The organism is Bacillus sp. DE0042, assembly GCF_007680225.1.
Lineage (GTDB): Bacteria > Bacillota > Bacilli > Bacillales > Bacillaceae_G > Bacillus_A > Bacillus_A wiedmannii.
Genome location: NZ_VEJP01000003.1, coordinates 35523 through 59798, shown reverse-complemented (window position 1 = coordinate 59798; position 24276 = coordinate 35523). Strand labels below are relative to the sequence as shown.

General features: G+C 32.9%; 23 protein-coding genes. 17 read left to right on the top strand and 6 right to left on the bottom strand.

The features are described from left to right. Positions 1-23: 23 nt before the first annotated feature. From FS802_RS14285 to FS802_RS14270, 3 genes are all read right to left on the bottom strand, one after another. The gene (locus tag FS802_RS14285; protein ID WP_048563313.1) at positions 24-1943 is read right to left on the bottom strand and encodes an LTA synthase family protein; all 1920 of its coding nucleotides are present in this window, start codon (positions 1941-1943) and stop codon (positions 24-26) included. 465 nt (positions 1944-2408) lie between these two features. Beyond that, the gene (locus FS802_RS14275; protein ID WP_098653397.1) at positions 2409-3746 is read right to left on the bottom strand and encodes an NAD(P)/FAD-dependent oxidoreductase; all 1338 of its coding nucleotides are present in this window, start codon (positions 3744-3746) and stop codon (positions 2409-2411) included. Positions 3747-4011: 265 nt separating this feature from the next. Then, the gene (locus FS802_RS14270) at positions 4012-4815 is read right to left on the bottom strand and encodes a cell wall hydrolase (RefSeq protein ID WP_098653398.1); all 804 of its coding nucleotides are present in this window, start codon (positions 4813-4815) and stop codon (positions 4012-4014) included. 290 nt (positions 4816-5105) lie between these two features. Between FS802_RS14270 and FS802_RS14265 the strand changes: the two genes are divergently transcribed. From FS802_RS14265 to FS802_RS14210, 12 genes are all read left to right on the top strand, one after another. Then, entirely contained in the window at positions 5106-6947 is a 1842-nt protein-coding gene (locus tag FS802_RS14265) for a S8 family peptidase (RefSeq protein WP_098653399.1), read from the top strand. Positions 6948-7124: 177 nt separating this feature from the next. Continuing rightward, positions 7125-8105: a phosphatidylinositol-specific phospholipase C gene (locus FS802_RS14260; RefSeq protein WP_048563317.1), complete on the top strand. Its 981-nt coding sequence runs from the start codon at positions 7125-7127 to the stop codon at positions 8103-8105. 231 nt (positions 8106-8336) lie between these two features. Then, positions 8337-10052: a methyl-accepting chemotaxis protein gene (locus FS802_RS14255; protein WP_098653400.1), complete on the top strand. Its 1716-nt coding sequence runs from the start codon at positions 8337-8339 to the stop codon at positions 10050-10052. Positions 10053-10282: 230 nt separating this feature from the next. Beyond that, the gene (locus FS802_RS14250; RefSeq protein WP_098653401.1) at positions 10283-11692 is read left to right on the top strand and encodes a glycoside hydrolase family 1 protein; all 1410 of its coding nucleotides are present in this window, start codon (positions 10283-10285) and stop codon (positions 11690-11692) included. Between the two features lie 30 nt (positions 11693-11722). Continuing rightward, on the top strand, positions 11723-12430 hold the full coding sequence (locus FS802_RS14245; RefSeq protein WP_001274904.1) for a GntR family transcriptional regulator: 708 nt from the start codon (positions 11723-11725) through the stop codon (positions 12428-12430). A 214-nt stretch (positions 12431-12644) separates the two neighbouring features. Beyond that, positions 12645-12836 carry a hypothetical protein gene (locus tag FS802_RS14240; RefSeq protein ID WP_000575326.1) on the top strand — a complete coding sequence of 64 codons (192 nt, stop codon included), beginning with the start codon at positions 12645-12647 and terminating at the stop codon, positions 12834-12836. 53 nt (positions 12837-12889) lie between these two features. Beyond that, positions 12890-13570 (top strand): bacillithiol biosynthesis deacetylase BshB2, encoded by a 681-nt coding sequence (gene bshB2, locus FS802_RS14235; protein WP_033657741.1) that lies wholly within the window; start codon positions 12890-12892, stop codon positions 13568-13570. A gap of 23 nt (positions 13571-13593) precedes the next feature. Then, complete coding sequence (locus FS802_RS14230) at positions 13594-14367, top strand: alpha/beta fold hydrolase (protein WP_000273707.1); 774 nt, start codon at positions 13594-13596, stop codon at positions 14365-14367. A 67-nt stretch (positions 14368-14434) separates the two neighbouring features. Beyond that, positions 14435-15868, top strand: a complete 1434-nt coding sequence (gene pdxR, locus FS802_RS14225) for a MocR-like pyridoxine biosynthesis transcription factor PdxR (protein WP_000454981.1) — start codon at positions 14435-14437, stop codon at positions 15866-15868. A 30-nt stretch (positions 15869-15898) separates the two neighbouring features. After that, complete coding sequence (locus FS802_RS14220; protein ID WP_000878494.1) at positions 15899-16255, top strand: CidA/LrgA family holin-like protein; 357 nt, start codon at positions 15899-15901, stop codon at positions 16253-16255. A 23-nt stretch (positions 16256-16278) separates the two neighbouring features. After that, the gene (locus FS802_RS14215) at positions 16279-16950 is read left to right on the top strand and encodes an LrgB family protein (protein WP_000242959.1); all 672 of its coding nucleotides are present in this window, start codon (positions 16279-16281) and stop codon (positions 16948-16950) included. A 21-nt stretch (positions 16951-16971) separates the two neighbouring features. Next, on the top strand, positions 16972-17397 hold the full coding sequence (locus tag FS802_RS14210) for a YfmQ family protein (RefSeq protein WP_000214625.1): 426 nt from the start codon (positions 16972-16974) through the stop codon (positions 17395-17397). A gap of 63 nt (positions 17398-17460) precedes the next feature. Here the strand turns inward: FS802_RS14210 and FS802_RS14205 are convergent, their stop codons facing one another. Continuing rightward, positions 17461-18150: a Crp/Fnr family transcriptional regulator gene (locus tag FS802_RS14205; RefSeq protein WP_001169114.1), complete on the bottom strand. Its 690-nt coding sequence runs from the start codon at positions 18148-18150 to the stop codon at positions 17461-17463. A 78-nt stretch (positions 18151-18228) separates the two neighbouring features. On the opposite strand from FS802_RS14205, the gene FS802_RS14200 reads away from it, so the two are divergent. Further along, positions 18229-18984: an HAD-IIB family hydrolase gene (locus FS802_RS14200; RefSeq protein ID WP_000668603.1), complete on the top strand. Its 756-nt coding sequence runs from the start codon at positions 18229-18231 to the stop codon at positions 18982-18984. Between the two features lie 45 nt (positions 18985-19029). Here FS802_RS14200 and FS802_RS14195 read toward each other — a convergent pair whose 3' ends face one another. Next, positions 19030-19455, bottom strand: a complete 426-nt coding sequence (locus FS802_RS14195; RefSeq protein ID WP_141545923.1) for a CBO0543 family protein — start codon at positions 19453-19455, stop codon at positions 19030-19032. Continuing rightward, complete coding sequence (locus FS802_RS14190) at positions 19418-20596, bottom strand: DUF2515 domain-containing protein (RefSeq protein WP_000284921.1); 1179 nt, start codon at positions 20594-20596, stop codon at positions 19418-19420. The genes FS802_RS14195 and FS802_RS14190 overlap by 38 nt, the downstream gene beginning before the upstream one ends. 310 nt (positions 20597-20906) lie before the next feature. Between FS802_RS14190 and FS802_RS14185 the strand changes: the two genes are divergently transcribed. The 4 genes from FS802_RS14185 to FS802_RS14170 are packed head-to-tail and all read left to right on the top strand — an operon-like array spanning position 20907 to position 24238. Further along, positions 20907-21893 carry a UDP-N-acetylglucosamine 4,6-dehydratase family protein gene (locus FS802_RS14185; RefSeq protein WP_000932598.1) on the top strand — a complete coding sequence of 329 codons (987 nt, stop codon included), beginning with the start codon at positions 20907-20909 and terminating at the stop codon, positions 21891-21893. Then, a complete protein-coding gene (locus tag FS802_RS14180; protein ID WP_000739074.1) occupies positions 21890-22801 on the top strand; it encodes an SDR family oxidoreductase in 912 nt (303 codons plus the stop codon). Before FS802_RS14185 ends, FS802_RS14180 begins: the two co-directional genes overlap by 4 nt. Before the next feature lie 25 nt (positions 22802-22826). Further along, positions 22827-23132 carry a DUF6572 domain-containing protein gene (locus tag FS802_RS14175; RefSeq protein WP_001014807.1) on the top strand — a complete coding sequence of 102 codons (306 nt, stop codon included), beginning with the start codon at positions 22827-22829 and terminating at the stop codon, positions 23130-23132. Positions 23133-23173: 41 nt separating this feature from the next. Then, entirely contained in the window at positions 23174-24238 is a 1065-nt protein-coding gene (locus FS802_RS14170) for an undecaprenyldiphospho-muramoylpentapeptide beta-N-acetylglucosaminyltransferase (protein WP_001035069.1), read from the top strand. Positions 24239-24276 lie beyond the last annotated feature (38 nt).

Sequence of the window (24276 nt, the reverse complement as noted above, 5' to 3'; positions counted from 1 at the left end):
GTTGCTCCCTTTTACTATTTAGATTATTTTTCAGTCTCTTTAATTTTAGTTTGTACTTCGCCAGTTTTAATTTTATTACTTTCTGAGAAACGTAATAAATCACCTTCAATAATTTTGTCAGACATTCGTAATTCATTTTGTGCACGGTTAATGAGTGCTTGTGCTTCTTTTTTTGGTAAATCTACAATTTCACCTGTTATGCGGTCATAGAAAATATTGTTTTTGTATGCATACTTGTCTGTAATAAAGCTACCATCACGTAAAACAACAAAACCGGTATATTCATCTGAAAACATATCATGACCAAAACGGATATCTTTCGTAGTATCAATCCCAAGTAAGTTTAGAATAGTAGGTTTCATATCGATTTGTCCCGTAGGCTTTGAAATCGTTTGACCTTCTGTTTGTCCAGGCATATGAATATATAAAGGTGTGCGTTGTAAATTTAAAGTATCAAATTCTGTTATTTGATCTTTTTCTAAAAACTGTGCCATTGCGCGATTATGTTTTTCAGAAATGCCATAATGATCACCATACAACACAATAATAGAATCATCATACATTCCCTCGGCCTTTAAACGCTCAATAAATTTTTTAATTGATTCGTCTAAGTAACGTGCTGTTACGATATAACGATCAAATACGCCATTACCAGAGTTGTATGGTTCAATGAATTTTGTATCTTCATCATACGTAAATGGATAATGGTTCGTTAAAGTAAGGAAACGAGCATAAAAGGGTTGGTCAACAGTTTTTAATATATCTACTGATTGATCAAAGTATTCGATATCTTTTAATCCCCAATTTAAATTTGTTTCGGGCGTAATTTTGTAATCAAGTTCATTATAGTAACGATCATAACCGAGAGCAGAGTACATAATGTTACGATTCCAAAATGTTGCGTTATTCGCATGGAATACAGAAGTGAAATAACCTTGCTGACGTAAAATTTCTGGAGTCGCAGTATAATCATTGTTACCGTGCGTGAAAAATACAGCTCCTCGATTTAATGGATACAGCGACGTATCGATTAGAAATTCAGAATCGGATGTTTTTCCTTGCCCAGTTTGGTGGAAAAAGTTATCGAAGTAATAGCTTTCATTTATGAATTCATTCAAGAATGGTGTAACTTCTTGACCGTTAACTGATGCGCCTATTAAAAAGGTTTGTAGGGATTCAAGAGTGACAACAATTACGTTTTTTCCTTTTGCTGCACCAAACATGTTAGGGTTTGGCTCACTTTGGTTTGCCTTTACGTAGTTTTCCGTTTCTTGTAATTTACTACTATCAGCAAGTGCTTTTTGTGATCCTGCTTTTACTTGTAGTGTTAAATCATATACTTGATGAGTGTATAGTCCTAAATTTTTAACAAGCATGACTCGGTCGAATGATCTCGTTAATAGTTCAGGTCGTTCTTTTTCTGCAAGGTGTAGATTCGCAAAAAATACACCAATTGTTAAGAGAAAATATAACAAGCGTGCCGGATGAGTTACACGTCCTGTTTGGAAGACGAGTGCCTTCTTCTTTAACAAAATAAAGAAGAAAATAATGTCTACGAAAGCGAGTATAATTTTATAGTTCAATATTTCTATAATACTGCCGCCTAATTGGCCAAAGTTTGATGTTTGTCCAAGTACTGGTAACGTAACGAAATCACTATAAAAATCATAGAACATTACATTCCCAACAAGTACGATTGTTAGTAAGAGATTAATGCATAGCGCTATATAATTTCGTTTTTCCCCAGTTGCAAATAATGCTAATCCGACAAAAGCTAATGATGCAGCGAGAGGGCTAATAAACAAAATAAGCTCTTGTGTAGAAGACTCAATTTTTAAATCGAAACTGAATCTTGTAATAAGATATGTTTTTAACCATACTGCTAAAGCAATTATTAAAACAAAGCTTATATTTTGCATTTGTAAATTAATTTTATTTTTCATTTTTACACCTTCTTTATATAATTTATTTAACTTGTGCTATATATTATATTTTCATAACTATTAGAGTGTAATGAACCATTTAATGGTTTCTAAAGGTAATAATATGAAGTATTCATATACGTACAATGGGGAATTTTAAAGCGCAAATCTATTTTTTGAAATAGAACAGAAAAAGTCATAGTTGTAGTAAAAAATACTTATAGACATCCTAACATATTAAACACTATGATGATGTTACAAAATATCGAACAAATGAAAGGGGAAATGAATAGAGGCTTTTAAAACTGTTGACATTCAATTTGTTAGAATTGAATGTCGATAGTTTTACCATACATAGTTATGTTAAATATGTATCTCGTGAAATCCCGATTCTTGGCGGGATAATCATTAGCGTTGGAAAGACAAGGTACATAAATAAAGCGTTATGGAAGTTAAAATATTTGATTGCTATCTTAATGAAAGAAATTAAATATGAGATAAATATTTTCCAACATACAACCCACTTGCAGCAGCTTGAGATAATGAATGAGTGACGCCTGAACAATCTCCAACTAAAAATAGTCCATGTACACTTGTTTCAAAATGGTTATTGATTTTTATCGTAGGAGCATAAAACTTTCCGTCAATTCCATATAATAAAGTATCTTTATCGATCGGTTCTTGGATAAATTGTTCTAAGCGTAATAAAAATTCTTTAAGTCCTTCAATATATAATGGAGGAATTTCTGTATTCAAATCTCCATAACTTCCTTGTAGTGTAGGCTGTATACGGTTATGTTTCATGTCGTTCGCTGTTGTAGGCTGTTTATTTAGTAAGTCCTCTAAGCGCTGTATAACAATCCGATCTCGTCCTTGGTTAATGCTTTTAATAATTGAACTTGCGTATATATTTGCTTCTTTGAGAGTTGAAAAATAGCGCGGGATAAATAAAGTGAAATTTAAGTTAGGTGTGCCAGTTCCTTTCTCTCGAAAATTTTGACCGTCAGGCATAACTAAACCTTCTTCGTACTTTCTAATGATGCGTCCTTTTGGATTCATACAATACGTAGTTGCTGTGAAGTGTTCATGCTCATAAGAAAGTTTTGTCTCAAATGTATCTTTTAATATAGAACGTAATTGGTGTTCTTTCATCTCTACTCTAATACCTAAATCTACACGAGTTTGTTCCTGAGAAATATTTAGAGAAGTGCACATTTCTTTTAACCAATCCGCTCCGGAACGCCCAGTTGCAAATACTAGTTGCTTAGATTGAACTATTCCTTCATTTGTCTCTATTGTAAAATAATCTTTCTGTTTCATAATATGTTGTACATCTATATGAAATTGAATATTTATTTTCGTAAGTAAAAATTCATAGAGCTGCTGAAAAATGTCACTTGAAAGGGTAGTACCAAGATGTCTTACTTCTGTTGTTAGCATTTGTAAACCACACGCTTCAGCTCTCGTATTGAGAGTTGGATTTTCTGTAGAGTATTTTGAAACAGAACTCCCTCCGAACTGACATAGAATTTCATCTACTTCAGCCATGAGTTGTATAAAGCCTTCTTTACCGACTTTTTTCTCAAGTTCTCCGCCGAATCCGTTTGTATAATTAAATTTCCCTTCAGATTTTCCTAAACCACCAAACCCGAAATATTTATCACATGTAGTACAAGTACACACTTTTCCTTTGTCTAAAGGACAATGGCGATCATTTAGCGCTTTACCTTTATCAAGAATTAAAACCTTTTTGTTACTTTTAGCTAGTGAATAAGCCATAAAAATGCTACTTACTCCAGCGCCGATAATTGTAACATCATACATATTCTTTCACCTGCTAACGAATAGTTTGTTTTTATTTTTCTAGTGTATAACAATTTTATGAAGTTAAGAAATAGCGTTTATTAATAAAGAGGGAGTTTTTGAACTTGATGCTTTTTTAATTTCTCCGAGTGGTGGGGTAAATACAAATGTTTTTATTTGAAAGAAGAAATAGTTTTAAATGAACACTATGTCATATGATTAATAAAATCTAACATATAAAAAAACAGACCTTTCAAGTGAAGAGGTCTGTTAATGATTTCAAATCTTATTTAGCAAACACATGGTTACCAATTACTGCTACTGTTTGACGTGTCGTAATCCATTTGTCTGTTGATGTTTTTGGATTATAGAAATAAAGCCAATCAGAATGTATGCCATTTGTGGAGATAGCTTCTTCTACTGCCATTTTTGCTTCTGGGCTTGCAGGTTGATTAATTCTTCCATCTGTAACAGGAGTAAAGGCATATCCGTATTTAATAGGTTCATAAATAACGCCTGTTATTGTATTTGGAAAACCTTTTGCGTTTACACGATTTAGTATAACTTTTGCTACAGCTACTTTACCTTTATAGGATTCGCCACCTGCTTCAGCGGTAACTAAGCGTGCCATTAAGTCTTTTTCTTTTTCTGAAATGCTTGAGTTAATTTTTAAATGTTGTCCTGTATAAAGCTTGTTTCCGGCTGTATTGTTAATTTGTTTTATAGATTGAACGGTAGCATTGTAACGCTTTGCTATCGTTTCTAATGAATCTCCCTGTTGTACTTGATAAATAATTTGTCTAGAAATGTTCGCAGGTTTGGGTTTGGCATTTTGACGAACGATGATTTCATTTGAGTTCGTGGACCCTGGAATATTTAACTGTTCACCAATAAAGGTTTGATCGTTTCCTTTATTATTAGCCTGTTTAATGGATTGTATTGAAACCCCGTATTGTTTACTAATGCCCCAAAGTGTATCATTCTTTTTTACTGTATGAATGGTAGATGCTTCAGCTGTACTTTGATGACATACGAATGTAATTGCAGCTGCAGATATAGGGATTATATGTTTTATTTTTAATAATTTCATTGTAAATCCTCCTAGCAAAAATAAGGTGAAACTGTTAAGTAATGTAGTTCAGAATGTCTATACATAATATTTCAATATAAGTATATTAGCACGTATAAAATAAATAATCATCATAAGTTTCTTATTTATGTAGTGTAGAGTCCGAATATGAAATATTGCATATGAAAATACATTGAAGTTCATATTGCTGATTACTATAATCTATTTAGTAGAAAGGGAATATGTTATATAAATAAAATCATTATAGATTAATATAATGGTTATATATTATTAATAGGAGGAGTGATGTAATGAATATATTTAAAAGAATATCTGTTTCAGCTGTAATTATTTCAATATTTTTAGGAATAGGGGACACGGTCAATATTGTAAAGGCTGATTCTATAGAACAGCAGATTAAATTAGGGATAGAACAAGAAACAGATAAGCAAATTATTGTAAAATTCAATGCGGATTTGAAATTACCATATGAAGATGGTATTGAAAGAAAGATAAAAGCTCAAGCAAGTGATAAAGTACTAGAAGATCTTTTGGTAGAATATCCAGATGTAACATTCACTCGTTTATTCACATCTGTAAGTCCAGAAGAAATACAAGACCTTGAAGTGAAAGCACCCAATAATGTATCTACAAGTTTATTAAACTACTATATTCTTCAAACTCAAAATGATGAGCAGAAAGAAGAACTAGTAGATAAGCTAAAGACATCTTCTTTAATAGAAGATGTGTATATGAAGAAGCAAGAAAAAATAACACCACCGGAAGTGCAAATATCAAGTGTAGCTCTTAGTCCTAATAACAATCCTAGATTTAAACAACAAGGTTATCTTGAAGCAGCACCATACGGTATTAATGCGCCTTTCGCCTGGGGAGTTCAAGGCGGTAATGGAAATGGTATAACTTTTGTTGATATGGAATATGGATGGCTATTAAATCATGAGGATTTAGTACATCAAAATATTGAATTAATGTCTGGAAGAAATATAGATCAGCATGTTGGACATGGGACGTCTGTACTAGGAATTATATCCTCTCAAGATAATGAAGTGGGGAATATTGGGATTGCGCCAAAAGCGAAAGCGAAAGTGATTTCTCAAATAAGAGATAACGGACAGTATAATACAGCTGATGCAATATTAAGTGCTGTAAATCATTTAGAAGCTGGGGATGTTTTATTATTAGAGGCACAAGCTTCCTTTGATGGATATGGTGATAAATATTTACCTGTTGAAGTACAACCAGATATCTTTGATGCAATTCGTGCAGGTACAGATAAAGGTGTTGTAATTATAGAGGCTGGAGCAAATGGGTGGAATGATTTAGATCAATTTAAAGATAGAAATGGTAAACGAGTCTTAAATCGTAGTAGTAAAGATTTTAAAGATTCAGGTGCAATTATGGTAGGAGCGGGCTCTTCATCTTTCCCTCATGAGCGTATGTGGTTTTCAAATTATGGAAGTCGGATTGATGTGTACGGGTGGGGAGAAAATGTAGATACAACTACAGCCGAGCAAAGTAGAAGTGCTGTAAATCTTTATACTACAAGCTTTAGTGGAACATCTAGTGCTTCGCCAATTATTGCTGGGGCAGCGACTTTAGTGCAAAGCATTGCTAAAAAAAATTTAGGACAACCGTATAGACCAAGGGAATTAAGAACAATATTAAGTAACCATAACACTGGAACGAAATCTAAAAATCCATATGCAGATAAGATTGGTGTTTTACCAGATTTGAAGTCTATACTAGTAAACTTAGGGTATGAACAAAGAGAACCGAACGGTGGAAATGAGTTACAAGTAACAGAAAATGAACCAAATAATGAACCTAGACAGGCAAATAAAGTTAACTTTCATACACCAATGAAAGGAACACTACATAATCGTGATAAGGTAGATGTATTTACTTTCCAAATTGACTCACCAGAAAATATTAATATTTCTCTACTAAATGAACAAAACATTGGAATGACATGGGTACTTCATCATGAATCAGATTTAAACAACTATGTAGCATATGGTGAAAATGAAGGGAATGTAGTTAAAGGGACTTATAATGCAAAGCCAGGTAAATATTATTTATATGTTTATAAGTATGAGAATAAAGATGGTTCATATATATTGAATATAAAATAAACGAAAGGAACTTCAGATGAAGTTCCTTTAAATTTTTCTAATTCAGTATATGTGAATGATTTTTTAACTTTACTTCTATGCAATATTTCATATTGATGAAATGTTATTTATTTTTTACTCACCAGATTATATTATATTCAATAAGTTTGATATAAAACAGAAAAAGGAGGAATAATAATGAGCAATAAGAAGTTTATTTTGAAATTATTCATATGTAGTATGATATTTATCACATCTGTATTTGCTTTACATGATAAGCAAGTCGTTGCAGCTAGCTCTGTTATTGAACTTGAAAATTGGTCAAAATGGATGCAACCTATACCTGATAACATCCCGTTAGCACGAATTTCAATTCCAGGAACACATGATAGTGGTACGTTCAAATTACAAAATCCAATAAAGCAAGTATGGGGAATGACGCAAGAGTATGATTTTCGTTATCAAATGGATCATGGAGCTCGCATTTTTGATATAAGAGGCCGTTTAACAGATGATAATACGATAGTTCTTCATCATGGGCCATTATATCTTTATGTAACACTGCATGAATTCATAAACGAAGCGAAACAATTTTTAAAAGATAACCCAAGTGAAACAATTATTATGTCTTTAAAAAAAGAGTATGAGGATATGAAAGGGGCAGAAGGTTCATTTAGTAATACGTTTGAAAAAAATTATTTTGTTGATCCTATCTTTTTAAAAACAGAAGGAAATATAAAACTTGGAGATGCTCGAGGGAAAATTGTACTACTAAAAAGATATAGTGGTAGTAATGAATCTGGAGGATATAATAATTTTTATTGGCCAGATAATGAGACGTTTACGACAACTGTAAATCAAAATGTAAATGTAACAGTACAAGATAAATATAAAGTGAGTTATGATGTGAAAGTAAAATCGATTAAAGATACGATCAATGAAACGATGAACAATAGTGAAGATTTAAATCATCTATATGTTAATTTTACAAGCTTGTCTTCTGGTGGTACAGCATGGAATAGCCCATATTATTATGCCTCTTATATAAATCCCGAAATTGCGGCATATATTAAACAAGAGAATCCAAAAAGAGTTGGTTGGGTGATCCAAGATTATGTTAGTGATAAGTGGTCACCGATTCTCTATCAAGAAGTTATAAGAACTAATAAGTCACTTTAAGTTTCACCATAATTTCATAGAAACAATGTAATGCTATTAAAAGTCTTGTGGAATTCCCATAAGACTTTTTAGTATTTAATATTATGAGAATCAAAGTTCTTTGAATAGGTTTATATAGTTAATATAATAATTTAATGCGGTTATAAAATCGACACGAAAAATTGTCGATAAATGTCGATTATTATTGTAATATAAAACATATAAGTATAATATACAGATGAGGTGGATTTATTGTCTTTTATTAAAAATAGTAAAATTGGAACGAAATTAAATGTGTTAGTCATTATATCGAGTTTGGCTTGTATCATATTATCTTCTCTGGGGTTTTTAGGGCTTCAAAAAGGTGAAAATACATCTTCTAGTATGTATGACGAAAGGCTATTACCAATTGAATGGATAGGAACTGTAGAATCAAATTTTTACCATGTTAATATGAATTTTATGGAGATTATGATATCGAAAGATGAAAAAAGAATGAAAGAACTAATAACAGAAATGGATAAGACTAGGAAAGAAAATGATGAGTTATTAAAACAATTTGAAACTAGAATTAGTTCTCATAAAGAAAAGGGCTTGTATAATGCATTTCAAAGTCAATTCAAAGATTTAAGAATACAAATGAAGAAAGCACAGGACTTGGGACTGACTAATAATGAAGAAGCGTATAGCTATTATTTAAAAGAAATTGAGCCTAGTATGGGAAAAACAATTCAGTCTATTCGTGAACTTATTTTATATAATAATACCGCGGCTGAACAACTACAAAAAGAGAATATCAATAGTGTGAAAAATACAATAATAACATTTGTAATTATTTCATTTGTTGGAATCATAATAATTATTTTTATTGGTTTTATAATAAAAAATGTTATAAAAAAACCAATTGTATTATTACAAAAAGATATGGAACGAGTATCTGCTGGAGATTTAACAATTCGAACTTCTTATAAATCCGAGAACGAATTAGGCCATATTGTACAATCCTTTAATAGTATGTTAGATAACTTGCAACAATTAGTCGGTCAGGTGAAGGTTACAGCGAAAGAAGTGATTATTTCAACTGAAAATATGTTACAAGAGACAAAAACGGCAGCACATATATCAAACGAGGTTGTTCGAACTACTTCTGAAATAAATAAAGAAATAGAGGGACAAGTGACTAGTATTCAAGAAAGTTCAACTGCGATGGAAGAAATTGCAACTGGAGTTCAAACAGTAGCTGAATCTTCAGCGATGGTTGCTGAAGTTGCTGTTGCAACAATAGACCAAGCAAATTCTGGTAGTGAAGTTATAAAACAATCTATTCGTCAAATGAATAGTGTGAATGAAGTTGTCGAAGAAACTTCTAAGGTCATTGATAGACTTGTTACACGTACACAACAAATTGAAGAAGCGCTAGATATTATTACTAATATTGCAGAACAAACGAATTTACTGGCCTTAAATGCTGCAATTGAGGCAGCACGCGCCGGAGAAAATGGAAAAGGATTTGCAGTAGTTGCAGCTGAAGTAAGAGGTCTGGCTGAGAAATCTAAAACGTCTGTAAATGATATAAATAATTTATTACGTTTTATACATGAAGATACACAGGATACAGTTCATGTAATGAAAAAAGGTCAACAACAGGCTAGTGGTGGTAAAGAAGCAGCATATAAGGCAGAACTCGCATTTTCATCTATTATGCAAGATATTAATAGAATAACGTCCCAAATTCAAGAAGTGTCTGCTGCCACAGAAGAAATGTCTGCTGGGACAGAAGAAGTGAATGCCTCTTTATCAATAGTTTCTGAAACTGCAACACAAGTCGCACAAGAAACGAATCGAACGGTACAATCAATTCAAGCACAAGCCACATTGATTCAAGAAATAACGACGAAATCTAATGAAATGAAAAAGAAAGTCGAAAATTTAGAAATGTTAATTTCACAATTCATTATTGAAGAATAAGTTTGTTAACATTTATCTGTAGTATAAACTTTAAGATACTCAATATAGTGCTGCGTTGCAAAATTTGAAAAGGACCTTCATAGGTTCTTTTTTTGTATATGGTGTGAATGCTTTGTTTAATTATAGTGAAAAACAGAAACATATTATATAATGATCATTTAAATTTGTACCTATAAATTTTATATGTAATAATGAATTTAATTTATTCTAATGAAATTGAGGTATATACTATGAAGTTTCCACATGATTTTTTATTCGGAGCTGCTTCAGCTTCTTATCAAGTAGAAGGTGCATGGAATGAGGATGGAAAAGGTGTTACGAATTGGGATGAGTTTTCAAAAATTCCTGGAAAAACATACAATGGAACAAATGGTGATGTAGCGGTTGATCATTATCATCGATATAAGGAAGATGTTCGTTTAATGGCTGAGATGGGATTGGAATCGTATCGTTTTTCGATTTCTTGGGCGAGAATATTGCCGACTGGAGATGGAGAGGTAAATGAAAAAGGCATTAAATTTTATAACAATTTAATTGATGAATGTTTAAAGTACGGAATTGTACCGTTTGTCACTTTATATCATTGGGATCTACCATTACCGTTAGAAAAGGATGGTGGGTGGACGAATAAACGAACAGCAGATGCTTTTGTAAAGTATGCCGAAATTTGCTTTAAGGCATTTGGTGATAGAGTGAAACATTGGATTACTTTTAATGAAACAGTAATGTTTTGTGGATTAGGCTACTTAAAAGGTGCACATCCACCAGGAATACAAAATGATGTTCCAAAGTATTTTCAAGCGACTCATTATGTATTTTATGCGCATGCGAAAACAGTTGCGGTGTACAAGCAGCTGAAACAATATGGGGAGATTGGGATTACACATGTTTTCTTACCTGCTTATAGTGTGGATGATGAAAAAGAAAATATACTAGCAGCAAATCATGCGAATGAATATGAAACGTATTGGTATTATGATCCAGTTTTAAAAGGTGAGTATCCACCTTATGTTGTTCAACAATTAAAGGGAAAAGGGTGGACTCCTAATTGGACGGTTGAAGAATTAGAAATCATTAAACAAAATGCCGAAAAGAATGATTTTATTGGCTTGAATTATTATCAACCAATACGAGTAGAAAGATACGATATGGATATAAAGAGCGATGAGCATTCTCGAGAAAACTCAACACTTGCTCCAGGTAATGCTTCTTTTGATGGTTTTTATCGAACAGTAAAAATGGATGATAAAACATATACAAAATGGGGATGGGAAATATCTCCCGAAGGTTTCTTAGATGGATTGCATATGTTGAAAGAGCGTTACGGTGACATAAAGATGTATGTAACGGAAAATGGACTTGGTGATGCAGATCCAATCATTGAAGGAGAAGTTGTAGATGTTCCGAGAATTAAATTTATTGAAGAGCATTTAAAAGTAATAAAGCGTGCAATTGAAGAGGGAATCAATTTAAAAGGTTATTATGCATGGTCAGTGATTGATTTATTAAGTTGGTTAAATGGATATAAAAAGCAATACGGCTTTATTTTTGTTGATCATAATGATAACTTAAAACGTAAGAAAAAACTTTCGTTTCATTGGTATAAACATGTGATCGAAACGAGAGGAGAAGAGTTATAACAGATAAAAGAGTATTTTAGGAGAAAGTGTATGAGTGCAAAGTATAAACAAATTGCAGATGTGTTAGAGCAAAACATTCGAGATGGGCTTTTTAATGAAACGAAAAAACTACCTACAGAAGAAGCGTTGATGAATCGATTTGAAGTAAGCCGTAATACGATACGTAAAGTAATTAGTCAGCTTGTAAATAGAGGTTATATTTTTCAAGTGCAAGGTAGTGGTATGTTTTTACGCGAAACTTCTGTAACAGATTACATTAATTTAGGAAGTTTACGTGGATTAACGAAAAATCTCGTTTCGCAAAATATTGAAACGAAAGTGATAGAGCTTGAAGTAATAGATGCGGACGAAGATATAGCAAAGCGGATGCAATGCGAAGCTGGAACTAGGATATATTTTTTGAAGCGTTTAAGAATTGTAGATGGTAAACCGTTCTCTATTGAAGTAAGTTATTTCAAAAAGGATATTATTCCATATTTAAATAAAGAAATAGCATTAAGTTCTGTATACAGTTATTTCATTGAAGATTTACGATTAAATATTGGCTTTGCCGATAAAGTTATTAGTTGTGAAAAAGTAAATAAAGAAAACGCGCAGCTGTTAGAATTAAAGGAAGGTGATCCGGCGCTTCTTATTGAAAATACAGTATGTCTTGTAAACGGGACAGCTTTCGAGCTATCTCAATCGATGTTTCATTATGAAAAGACTAAACTTTTAAATCGAATTAATTTCAAATAAAAAAAGAAAATAATTTATCGTGTGAAAAGCAACTGAGTCCAAAGTGATCAGTTGCTTTTTATTTTTAAAGTGGATGAGCAAAAAAACACAAAAGTGGTTGGTCCGTTTTTTGTAAACATCTATTATGATAAGAGAAGAAAGGTAGTATGTTATTAAAGTTTTAAAGAGGAAGTTCTTTATTAAAATAGATTGTCTTTAGAGAGGTGAAAATACAATGATTTTTGCAATTTCACTAGTGGTTATTATTGTAATTGGATCCCTGTTTGGGACCGTGTTAGTTGCACGAAATGTGGAGGAGAATTACGGCAAGTCTACAAAGAGAAATGTGAAAAACTTATCAACTATTTATATTCTTCTTCTTTTCGTACTACTTGTTGGGGTAACGTGGTATGCGGTAGTGATTTAATAGTTTTGAAAGAAAAAAGTTAATATTGTATATGATGGAGGAGTATGATTTTGATAAAAAATGAACGCCACGTTTTAATTGTTTTTCCGCATCCAGATGATGAGTCATATTGCGTGGCAGGTACAATTTTAGCTTATGCGCAGCGAAATGTTCCTCTTACTTATGTTTGCTTAACGTTAGGTGAAATGGGGAGAACGATGGGAAATCCTCCTTTTGCAACACGTGAATCATTAAATGTTATAAGAGAGAAGGAACTAAAGAGGGCTACAAATATTTTAGGGATTAAAGATGTACGTATGATGGGATATCGTGATAAAACCCTTGAATTTGAAACTCCCGGAGAGTTAAGACGTGTAATACAAAAATGTGTAGAAGAAGTGAATCCTTCATTGGTCATTTCTTTTTATCCAGGATATGCAGTACACCCAGATCACGATGCAACAGGAGAAGCGGTGGCCGAGGCGTTGGCTAATATTCCGGAATATAAAAGGCCAACATTTTATGCGGTAGCTTTTTCGAAGAATCATGAAGTGGAAATAGGTCCTCCACATTTTAAAAATGAAGTGAAAGAATATGTTCCCAAAAAGTTAGAGGCATTGCAAGCACATGCATCACAATTTGCGACGAAAGTAACGGAACTAAAAAGAGAGTATGAAGAAGGTGTCCCGGAAACAGTAGAGTGGTTAGAAAAGGAACCATTTTGGATATATTCATTCAAAGATAAGAGTAAGTGACGTTATAGCTGAAGGTGATGAATATGTATTTTAAATATAAGAATCGGAAAATTTCTTACAATATAGAAGGGTCGGGCCCTGTTATATTGTTATTACACGGTCTTGGTGGGAACGTAAACAATTGGCTATATCAAAGGCAATATTTCAAAGAGAATTGGACGGTGATTTCTCTTGATTTACCGGGGCATGGGAAATCTGAAGGGCTGGAAATTCCTTTTAAAGAATATGCAAATGTTTTGTATGAGTTATGCAGTTATTTAAAGCTACAAAAAGTAGTTATGTGTGGTCTTTCAAAAGGAGCTAGAGTCGGTATCGATTTTGCTATTCAATATCCAGGCTTTGCTTCTAGCTTAATTGTTGTAAATGCATTTCCCTATTTGGAGCCTGAAGATCGAAAAGAACGAATTGAAGTATATGATTTACTTAGCTTGCACGATAACGGAAAAACATGGGCGGATACATTATTGAAGGCGATGGGAGTAGCAGATAATGAAGTAATTGTCAGGGGATTTTATCAATCTTTACAGTCTATTAATTCGGTGCATATTCAAAGGTTATTTGCTGAATTAGTGGACTATGATCAAAGACCGTTTCTATCAAATATTTCATGTCCTACTTTAATTATAAGAGGGGAAAATGATGATTTTGTCCCTGAGAAATATGTAAGAGAGTTTGAACGACATTTGAAAAATACAACTTTCATTGAGTTGAAAAGTAGTGGGCACTTACCTTATTTAGAACAGCCGACTAGCTTTAATATGACTGTAAAAATGTTTTTAAATCATGCACTTAATTAATACTGTTATTACAGTCAATACTGTTATTAGGAAATCAAGTATATTTCGTTTTGAGAGGGGCAACAAGGTGGAATGGAAACCAAATCGTGCAGATAAGACGCCTGTATATAAACAAATAGCGGATTATATTGAAAGGGGTATTTCTTCAGGTGAGTTTCCTTCTGACAGCAAGTTACCTTCTGAGCGAACGTTAGCGAAAGAATTACAGGTGAACCGAAGTACGATAGTAGCTGCATATGAAGAATTAAAATCACTTGGAGTAGTAGAACGTCAAAAAGGAAGCGGGACACGGGTAAATACAGACATATGGGGTGTTTCACATAAACGAATACCGAACTGGGGTAGGTACGTTGAGGATGGATCTTTCTTACCTAATGTACCACTCGTTCAACAAATTAGAACGGAAACACAAAAAGACGACTTAATTAATTTAGCGAGTGGTGAATTGTCACCAGAATTGATTCCGAGTGATAGATTCCGAACGATTTTGTCGGAGAAAACATTTATGGAAAACCTCGGTTATGACCATCCACTTGGAAATGAAATGTTGAGAAAAACAATTGCAGCACATGTTCAGCAATATAAACAAATTGAAGCGGATTCGAATTCTATCCTTATTACATCTGGCGCACAACAGGCACTTAATCTTATCGTTCAATGCTTATTAAAACCTGGCGATGCGATTGCAATTGAGGACCCTTCGTATTGTTTCTCATTGCCGATGTTTAAATCCGCTGGCTTAAAAATATTCCATTTACCTGTTGATCAGCATGGAATGAATCCAGATGATTTAATTGATTTGCATAAAAAGCATCGTATTCGTATGGTATTTTTGAATCCAGATTATCAAAATCCAACTGGAACTGTGCTTTCATTGGCGAGACGTAAAAAGATTTTAGAACTGTCTTCTGAATTTGGAATACCGATTGTAGAAGATGATCCGTATAGTTTAACTTCATTTAATGGAGAAGTGAATCCAACATTAAAATCAATGGATCAAAACGGGAATGTTCTTTATATAAGTTCATTATCAAAAATTGTTGCATCAGGATTACGTATTGGCTGGGTAATTGGCCCTACGCGTGTAATAGAACGTTTAGCAGATGCGAAGCAGCAAGTTGATTTTGGCCATAGTGTATTTACGCAGTGGGTGGCAAATCAATTTTTAGAATCAGAAGATTTTCATGCACATATTACAATGCTTCGTGAGCAATTGAAAGACAGAAGAGATGTGTTAATTAGAAAGCTTGAAGAAATATTAGGGGACCAGGTTGAATTTTTTGTTCCAGAGGGTGGAATACATTTATGGTGCAAAGTGCAAGGAACGTTTGATGAATATCATTTACTAGGTGAATCTATACGAAATGGTGTAGCGTTTGTCCCAGGAAGTGTTTTAGGTACTAAAAGTGAATATATTCGTTTTACTTTTGGGAGAGTAGATGTCGAACAAATTCAACTGGGAATCACGAGGTTTGCGGAAACCTTAAACGAGATTTCATAATAGTGATGCATATTGAAATGAGGGAAAGAAATGAAGTACGTGACGCTTTTACTTCAAGTAGGCGTGCTATATGTATTTAGCTTAGTTGGTACGTGGATTCAGAAAGTATTCCATTTATCAATGCCAGGAAGTTTAATAGGGATGTTAATGCTGTTTTTACTCCTTGCTACTCGTATTTTACCATTAAAGTGGTTTGAGGAAGGTGCGGAAAAGTTAATCATATTTTTACCGTTATTTCTAATTCCTTCGACAACAGGGCTGATGGAATATGGGTCTTTTCTTTTCAGTAAGGGGAGTGTTATATTCCTTTTAGTAGTTGCAAGCACAATAGTAACATTGATTGTTTCAGGGTATATAAGTCAATTATTAGTAGCATCAAAAAAATAAAATCGACAAGGTGCAAGATGCAAATGGTCTTAATTATTATTACTGTAGTAATGTATGTATTGGCGACAAAGTTATATAAAAAAATTCCGTTTCCATTTACGTTACCGGTGTTAACAGTTACAGCAAGTATGATTTGCTTATTTCTGATTTTGGGTATTTCTCATCATGAGTATAGAGCAAATGGGGGAGACATTCTTTCCGGCTTATTGAGTCCTGCAATTGTAGCGTTAGCGATACCTTTATTTAAAGAGCGAAATATACTTATGAAAAACTTTTTGTCGATACTTATCGGCGTAGCGGTAGGTATAGTGGCTTTAACGAGTATGAATGTAGTGATAGGCGGAATGTTAAATATAGATAAGGAACTCATATTAACAACACTGCCGCAATTAGCGACGATGCCTATCGCCATTTCATTAGCGGATCAAATTGGTGGTATTCCATCTATGACTTCTAGTTTTGTAGTTGTTGCAGGAATAACAGGTGCTATTATCGGACCAACAGTACTTAAGTTTTTCCGTATAACAAGTACGATTGGAAAAGGAGTGGGGATGGGCTGCGCATCACATATTATTGGTGTGAGCCGTCTCGTGAAGGAAGGCGAGAAAGAGGCGACGATCGGTTCAGTGACGATGATTGTAACCGGAATACTCATTAGTATATTTATACCTTATGGAACGAAATTTATATTTTAAAATGTAATGGAGATGATGAAAATGACAACATGGTTTATAGTTACATTATTTATTTTTGGCGCTCTTAAAGTACTAGTTTCTAGTATGCCAACTTCTGTTGTAGAATCAATTATTAGTAGATTTGAATTGCATCAAAAACTTGAAGAAGAGAATACCTCTATATCGATAGATGGAAAAAATATAGAGGGAGAAATGAAACTACAAGTTATTCATGAATTTAATGAGGCTTTATTTTTAGATAAACATTATTTCCCACCGCACGGGGAAGGAACACCAATCGTTATTAATACGAAGAAAGGGAATAAAGAGATTAGATTTTCTCTGTATAGCCATGAGGAACATGTTGATGTAATCAAGCAATATAAGAAGAAAATCGTTGCCTATCGTTTACGTTCAAAAAGTCTTCAAACTCTGGCACCATTAGTAGTAACTGAAGAGTATGCTTAAGGAGAGACCGTTTTTACAACGGTCTCTTTATTATAGGTAGGATGTATATAATTATTTAACTGTTTATTCGTATCTTAGCCCGTTTGAAAGTTCTTCAATAGCTTTCCAATCGTCAACAACAATCTGTTTATTATTTTTATGAATTATATTGTTAGCTATTAATTTTTCGATAACTCGATTAAGATGACGGGTAGTTGTCCCGATTAATGAGGCAATTTCATGATGATCTTTTGTATGGATTTCTCGTCCAAATAAATTAGATGGGTTTCGAGCTGTACATAAATAACTAGCAAAGCGTGTCTCCACAGAAGCTAGTAAATTGATACGTGAAGCCGTTGTGCAGGTTTGTAGTTTATAAGTGACGTGATGAATTAGTTCTTGAAGAAAGACTACATCATGTAATAAGTAACTTGTTACATAATTTTTATCAATAAAAAGAAAATCAGTCTGCTGTTCGGAGGTTACATGAGATTGTATGTCTACTGATTGAATTAATTCAATATCTCCCATGATAGAAACTGCAGAACAAAATCGTAGTAATAATGCTTTACCTGTAATTACACTTGAAGTTATTTTTGTACGACCTGACATTTGAATGTATAGGCCGTCAATAGCCTCGCCTTCTTGTAATACAGTTTCTTTTGCTGCATATCTGTGAATCTCAAATGGATGATTGAATTGTTGGAACAGTTTTTTTATGTATTCATTGTTTAGGTAATTTAGTAATAAAGTATTATCTGCAATCTTTTGCATAATGTTTCTCCTTTTGGGACATCTGTCCTGTCTATTATAAAATAATTCATTTACATTAAAAAGAAAGGAGTGATGTATATGAAATTTATTTTTGATATCGATGGTACTATTTGTTTTAAAGGGAACGCAGTAACTAGACAGATCATTCAAGCGCTAGACGTTTGTTATAGTAAAGGACATGAGATTATATTTGCATCTGCTAGACCGATTAGAGATTTATTACCTGTTCTACCAACTCATATGCATCATTATTCAATGATTGGTGGGAATGGTGCCTTTGTCGCAAAGGATGGAGAAATTGTTGAAGTTATACGTTTTGACATTGAAGCAGTAAGTGCTATGCGTTCAATTATAGAAAAGTATAGTCTTTCATATTTGATAGATAGTCAGTGGAATTATGCTTATACAGGAAGCGAGAATCACCCTATCTACAAAAACATAGACCCTAATCAATTGGCTATTAATATGAATATTGATGAAATTGATGAAGTAGTAAAGGTGGTTTTATTTCCTGATAATATAAAAAAAGAATTAATCATAAATGCGTTGGAAGAACTTCCTATAAGAATATATGAGCACGCAAAAGAGGGGATTATTGATATAAGTCCGCCACATATTGATAAATGGGAAGGTTTAAAACGATTAGGTATAAAAGAGGGAGAATTTGTAGTATTTGGTAATGATTCAAACGATTTATCAATGTTTATACATGCTAAGGAAAGTATATGTGTTGGGAGTCATGAAGTATTAATGAATCATGCTTCCACATGTTTAAAGATTAATGAACAAACTATTAGTAATAAAATTATGGAGTTAGCAGAGTCATATGCATAATAATGTGTATGTGAAAAAAAGGGTACTAAAAGGATTGTTAGCCTTTTAGTACCCTTTTTTATTAATAATTGACTGATAGAACTTCCATATGAAAAATAAAAATAACATATATCCAAACAAAGAGTAACTATGACGCCAATTCGCACTATGTACAAACAACCCTAATCTTTCAGCAACTTGTTCAAAAATGCTGGCAAAAATACCTATTGAAACAATAAATAAAATTCTAGAAACTGCAGATAATGTTTTTGAAATTTGTATGAAAAGCGTTGTTAAAATCGGTAGTACAAACAAGGTAAAGCCAATGTTAACTGAAAATATGGATGAGAATGGTCTAACGGGAAAGGAATAGATTTGTTTTGCAACAAAGAAAGCATCTAAGCAAGTGCCGATAATAGAAGAGAGTAAGATTGTAACTGCTAATGCTAGAAAATCATTCTTCTTCTCGAAGGAGGACGTTTTTCTTTGCAAGAATTGCCAACTCAATTTTTTCGAGTGTTTTACAGTAGTCTTCTGTAATTTGTCCATTTATATTTTCCTCCTTATCTACTAAGTAATTTACAACTTGCCAGTCCGTAAACCAATCTTCACTGTCAACTTCTTCGTGCTTCATATCTCGCCATGCATAGATGAGTGCAGGACTGTATATACGATAAGCGCCAGTACGCAACTGGCATTTCTTTATTCGACGTTTATAAAACTCACGGGAAAAAGATTCATTTACACTTGAGAATAAATGAGGCCAGTAATCTTTCCTTGATCCTGTATGCGGATGGTGCTGGGCCCAGCTTATTATTTGAGATAAAACATGTGTGTCTCGAAATAATAATGAATACAACCTTTTTCCAATTAAGATTCGTTCGTGTAAGGAAGTAAAATGTTTCATTGTATCACCAAATAGTAATACTTTGTGTTTCTTATCATTTTCGTAGAATGGGAAAAGGATATGATTAAACTGAAAGAAATCAAAGAGTTTAAATCCAATACTATTAAGTACAGTCTTTTTAAATTGTATATTTTGAATCACTCTTTTTTCTAAGTAGTTTTGTTCATTAATAATAGTTGCAATGGCTAATGTTTTTTTGTTACCTGTTTTCCAAAAATCGTTCCACATCGTTTCCATAAATGTAGAAACATTTAGGTGAGGGAGAAGGTGAAATAGCCTTTGTGCTCTTTTTACACTTTGTTCATAAAGCAGAAATTGAGGATATACATCTTGGAAAATAAGCCAATTCCCTCTTTCTAAAAAAGAAAAAAATGTGATTTGCTCTTTCTCTGATAAAATTTTCGTATATAAATCGCCCTTTAAATCAGTCATATTCCAACCGCCGTTACGTGATACCATATGCCCAAGTAGTGCCCAATGTATTTCTGGATATTGAATGTAAAATTGGTAGTATGCGCGTGTTCTTGTCACATTATTTTTATTTAGCTGTTCTGTTTGTATTTTTATGTTGTTGATGATGAGTTGCTCTTCTTTCGTTAATTTATACATCGTGCCAGAATGAACGAGCTTGCTTTTTTGTTTCAATTCATTTTTCACATCGAATAGGGAGAGAGGCAATGCTTTGGAAAGTCTGTTATCTGTATGATTTGAATTGCTTTGGTACATTCCATTCCCTCCCTTTTTCATAAATTTATACATGATTATTGGCTAAGAATCATTCTATTTATTTTATTACGAGTATAAGAAATAAATGAGCGGTGTTTTTTACAAGGAATTTATTTCTTATGCAAACAGTATAAAAAATCTTACTGTTGTGAGGTGAAATGAAAAACAGAAACTATTTTTAATAGTTTCTGTTTTTTTATTTTGTCAATTAAATGTAACAAACGACGATTATGATTTAAATCAATTGAAAATAATTCAATAAATTTTATAAATACTATATTAATTGAAATGTTTGGTAGGAGGAAAAGAGATGCTGAATAAAATAATTTTAATTACTGGTGGTACAGGTTCGTGGGGACATGAACTTATAAAACAACTATTAGAAAAATCACCGAAAGAAATTAGGGTTTTTTCAAGAAATGAAACGGTTCAGTTTGAAATGCAGCAACAGTTTATAAATGATGATAGGTTAAAATTTATTATTGGAGATATTCGTGATAAAGATCAAATAGCCTATGCATGCCAAGGTGTCCATTATGTATTCCATCTTGCAGCTTTAAAACATGTTCCAGTATGTGAGTATTATCCTTATGAAGCTATAAAAACAAATATACATGGTACACAAAATGTAATTGAAGCATCTATACAGATGCAAGTTGAGAAAGTTATATATGTTTCAACGGATAAAGCAGCCGATCCATCAAATACGTATGGGATGACAAAAGCAATTGGTGAGAAGTTAATGGTGCATGCGAATATGCAAACGGAGAAAACAAAATTCATTTGTGTTCGTGGTGGAAATGTTTTGGGGACGAGCGGAAGTGTGGTACCACTTTTTAAAAAACAAATTAAAAAATCTTCACAAGTAGGGATTACCGATGCAAATATGACTAGATTTTTCTTAACGATTGAAGATGCTGTTGGATTGTTATTTAAAGCCGTATATCAAGGTAGAGGTGGGGAAATCTTTGTTATGAAAATGCCGGCATGTAAAATAACAGATTTAGCGGAAGTGTTAATTGAAGATTCGAAAAAGGAAAACGTGAAGGTAAAAGAAGTAGGGATAAGACCGGGTGAAAAATTAAGTGAAATGCTTTTATCTGAGGTAGAGAGTAAAACAAGTATAAGTTTTGATCAAAATTATTTTGTGGTACTACCGACTATTCCTATAGAAGGACTGCAAGAATATTATGCTAGCTATCCGCTTGTGGATGTGAAGAGTTTTAGTTCTCAACAAGACTTACTTGCAAAACACGAGGTGAAACAAATGTTATTAAAAGGAGGGTTTTTACGATGAAAAAAAATGCGAGTATTTTAATAACTGGTGCAAATGGTTTCACAGGACGCCATGCTTGCCAATATTTTTTAGAGCAGGGCTTTCATGTAATTCCTATGTTTCAAAATCGTGCACATAGAGAAATAATTGGGAATGGTATTATTTGTGATTTAACTAATAAGAGCGAAGTAATGAAGGTAATGAAACAAATAAAGCCAGATTATGTATTGCATTTAGCAGGAAGGAATTCGGTCATAGAGTCTTGGACAGCTGCTCTTGAATATGTAGAGGTTAATGTAATAGGGACATTATATTTATTAGAAGCAATTAAGGAAGAAGTACCTCACTGTAGAACATTGGTTATAGGATCTGCTTTGCAAGCAGATAGTATGAACAACATAAAAATTTCAAATCCATATAGTTTAAGTAAAACGATGCAAGTCAATATTGCAGAGGCGTGGAGTGAATTAATGAATTCAAATATTATCATTGCAAAGCCCTCAAATTTAATTGGTCCAGGAGTATCGAATGGTATTTGTTCTATTCTTGCAAAAAAAATGATAACTATAGAGTCGAATAAAAGTGAAGCAATTATTGAAGTAAACAGTTTGAAAGATAGTAGGGATTTTTTAGATGTACGTGATGCGGTTAAAGCGTATCATGTGTTATTACGCGATGGAATAAATGGAAAACAATATAATATTGGATCAGGGATAAAAAGGTCTTTATTAGATGTACTAGAACAATACAAAGAATTAACACAGCTGAATTTTTCCATAAAAGAAGCAGAGCATAGTGGGAGCGAATCAAATGAGAGTTTAGTAATAGAGGATATAAAAAGGTTAGGTTGGGTCCCAAAAATTCAATTCCATCAATCATTAAAAGATGTACTCGAGTATGCGAAGTGTAATGAAATCTGCATTCAATGAAAAATAAAAAGGGTGTAAGAAATATATGAATGGCTATAAAACAATAGATAATCAAAATACGCTATTTCTTTTAATTGTTGATACGTTGGATTGGAAAGATGAGGAAGAGCATGTTTTGTGTATCTATGAGGCGATAAATAAATGTCGAGCCTATGTGGAAGGTAAAAAGCATGATAGGAAAAATCCAGTAATAGGTACAGGAACTAGGCCTGTAATTCAAGTCTTTGCTCAGTATGAATGTAGTGAATATGGAAATGATTTTTATGATCTTATTAAAGATTTTTTGCAAGATATAGGATTTGAGTTAAATGTTTATATAAATAATAGATAAGTATAAAACAAGATTTTTAATGATAAAGGTGGATATAAATTATGAATAAAAAGATTCTCTTTACTGGGGGCGGTACAGCCGGACACGTAATGATTAATATGGTATTAATTCCTAAATTTATGGAAAAAGGATGGGGAGTTGAGTATATTGGATCTCAAAATGGAATTGAAAAACTAATAGTTCAAAATGTGAAATACAATAGTATTTCAACGGGAAAGCTTAGGAGATATTGGGATTGGGAAAACTTTAAAGATCCTTTTAAAATAATAAAAGGTTGCATACAAAGTTATAAATTGATGAAACGAATAAAACCAGATGTTATTTTTTCGGCAGGAGGATTTGTGTCCGTTCCTGTAGTAATAGGAGCGTGGATGAATAAAGTACCCGTAATAATACGTGAACCAGATAGTACGTTAGGATTAGCAAATAAAATAGCATTACCTTTTACTACAAAACTATGCACAACATTTCCTCAGACAGGAGAAAATGTAAGTAATGAGAAGAAGGTTTATGTAGGACCAATTGTAAGGGAGGAAATTGAGAAGGGCAACGTATTGCGGGGAAGAAGCTATTGTAAATTTCAGCAAGATAAACCAGTATTGTTAATTATGGGTGGGAGTCAAGGTGCTAAGTGGATAAATGATATGGTAAGGAAAAGTTTGGAAACATTACTGCTGAATTTTAATATTGTTCATATGTGCGGTAAAGGGAAGGTAGATTCATCTATTGGTATGGAAGGTTATATGCAATTTGAGTATATAGGGGACGAGTTGCCGCATATACTAAATATGGCGAGTGTTGTAGTTTCTAGAGCGGGTTCTACTGCTATTTCTGAATTGCTATTTTTGAAGAAACCGATGTTGCTTATCCCGTTAACTAACAGTTCCAGTAGGGGAGATCAAGTTTTAAATGCTGAATATTTTTCTCGGCAAGGATATGCGGAAGTTTTACTCCAAGACAGAATAAGTACGAATGTATTCATACATGCAGTAAATAAGTTGCATACAAATAAGGAGAGATATATTCAAAACATGAATGGATATAAGAAAACAAATGATGAGGGGATTCATCAATTAATAGATATAATAAATGAAGTGGTGAAGTAATAGAAATTTAAATAAAAAAACAAAAGGAAAGAAGGTAT

Coding starts and splice junctions, on each gene's coding strand:
- FS802_RS14285 (WP_048563313.1), bottom strand. CDS start 1,943: ATGAAAAATAAAATTAATTTACAAATGCAAAATATAAGCTTTGTTTTA.
- FS802_RS14275 (WP_098653397.1), bottom strand. CDS start 3,746: ATGTATGATGTTACAATTATCGGCGCTGGAGTAAGTAGCATTTTTATG.
- FS802_RS14270 (WP_098653398.1), bottom strand. CDS start 4,815: ATGAAATTATTAAAAATAAAACATATAATCCCTATATCTGCAGCTGCA.
- FS802_RS14265 (WP_098653399.1), top strand. CDS start 5,106: ATGAATATATTTAAAAGAATATCTGTTTCAGCTGTAATTATTTCAATA.
- FS802_RS14260 (WP_048563317.1), top strand. CDS start 7,125: ATGAGCAATAAGAAGTTTATTTTGAAATTATTCATATGTAGTATGATA.
- FS802_RS14250 (WP_098653401.1), top strand. CDS start 10,283: ATGAAGTTTCCACATGATTTTTTATTCGGAGCTGCTTCAGCTTCTTAT.
- FS802_RS14245 (WP_001274904.1), top strand. CDS start 11,723: ATGAGTGCAAAGTATAAACAAATTGCAGATGTGTTAGAGCAAAACATT.
- FS802_RS14240 (WP_000575326.1), top strand. CDS start 12,645: ATGATTTTTGCAATTTCACTAGTGGTTATTATTGTAATTGGATCCCTG.
- FS802_RS14230 (WP_000273707.1), top strand. CDS start 13,594: ATGTATTTTAAATATAAGAATCGGAAAATTTCTTACAATATAGAAGGG.
- FS802_RS14220 (WP_000878494.1), top strand. CDS start 15,899: ATGAAGTACGTGACGCTTTTACTTCAAGTAGGCGTGCTATATGTATTT.
- FS802_RS14215 (WP_000242959.1), top strand. CDS start 16,279: ATGGTCTTAATTATTATTACTGTAGTAATGTATGTATTGGCGACAAAG.
- FS802_RS14210 (WP_000214625.1), top strand. CDS start 16,972: ATGACAACATGGTTTATAGTTACATTATTTATTTTTGGCGCTCTTAAA.
- FS802_RS14205 (WP_001169114.1), bottom strand. CDS start 18,150: ATGCAAAAGATTGCAGATAATACTTTATTACTAAATTACCTAAACAAT.
- FS802_RS14200 (WP_000668603.1), top strand. CDS start 18,229: ATGAAATTTATTTTTGATATCGATGGTACTATTTGTTTTAAAGGGAAC.
- FS802_RS14190 (WP_000284921.1), bottom strand. CDS start 20,596: ATGTACCAAAGCAATTCAAATCATACAGATAACAGACTTTCCAAAGCA.
- FS802_RS14185 (WP_000932598.1), top strand. CDS start 20,907: ATGCTGAATAAAATAATTTTAATTACTGGTGGTACAGGTTCGTGGGGA.
- FS802_RS14180 (WP_000739074.1), top strand. CDS start 21,890: ATGAAAAAAAATGCGAGTATTTTAATAACTGGTGCAAATGGTTTCACA.
- FS802_RS14175 (WP_001014807.1), top strand. CDS start 22,827: ATGAATGGCTATAAAACAATAGATAATCAAAATACGCTATTTCTTTTA.
- FS802_RS14170 (WP_001035069.1), top strand. CDS start 23,174: ATGAATAAAAAGATTCTCTTTACTGGGGGCGGTACAGCCGGACACGTA.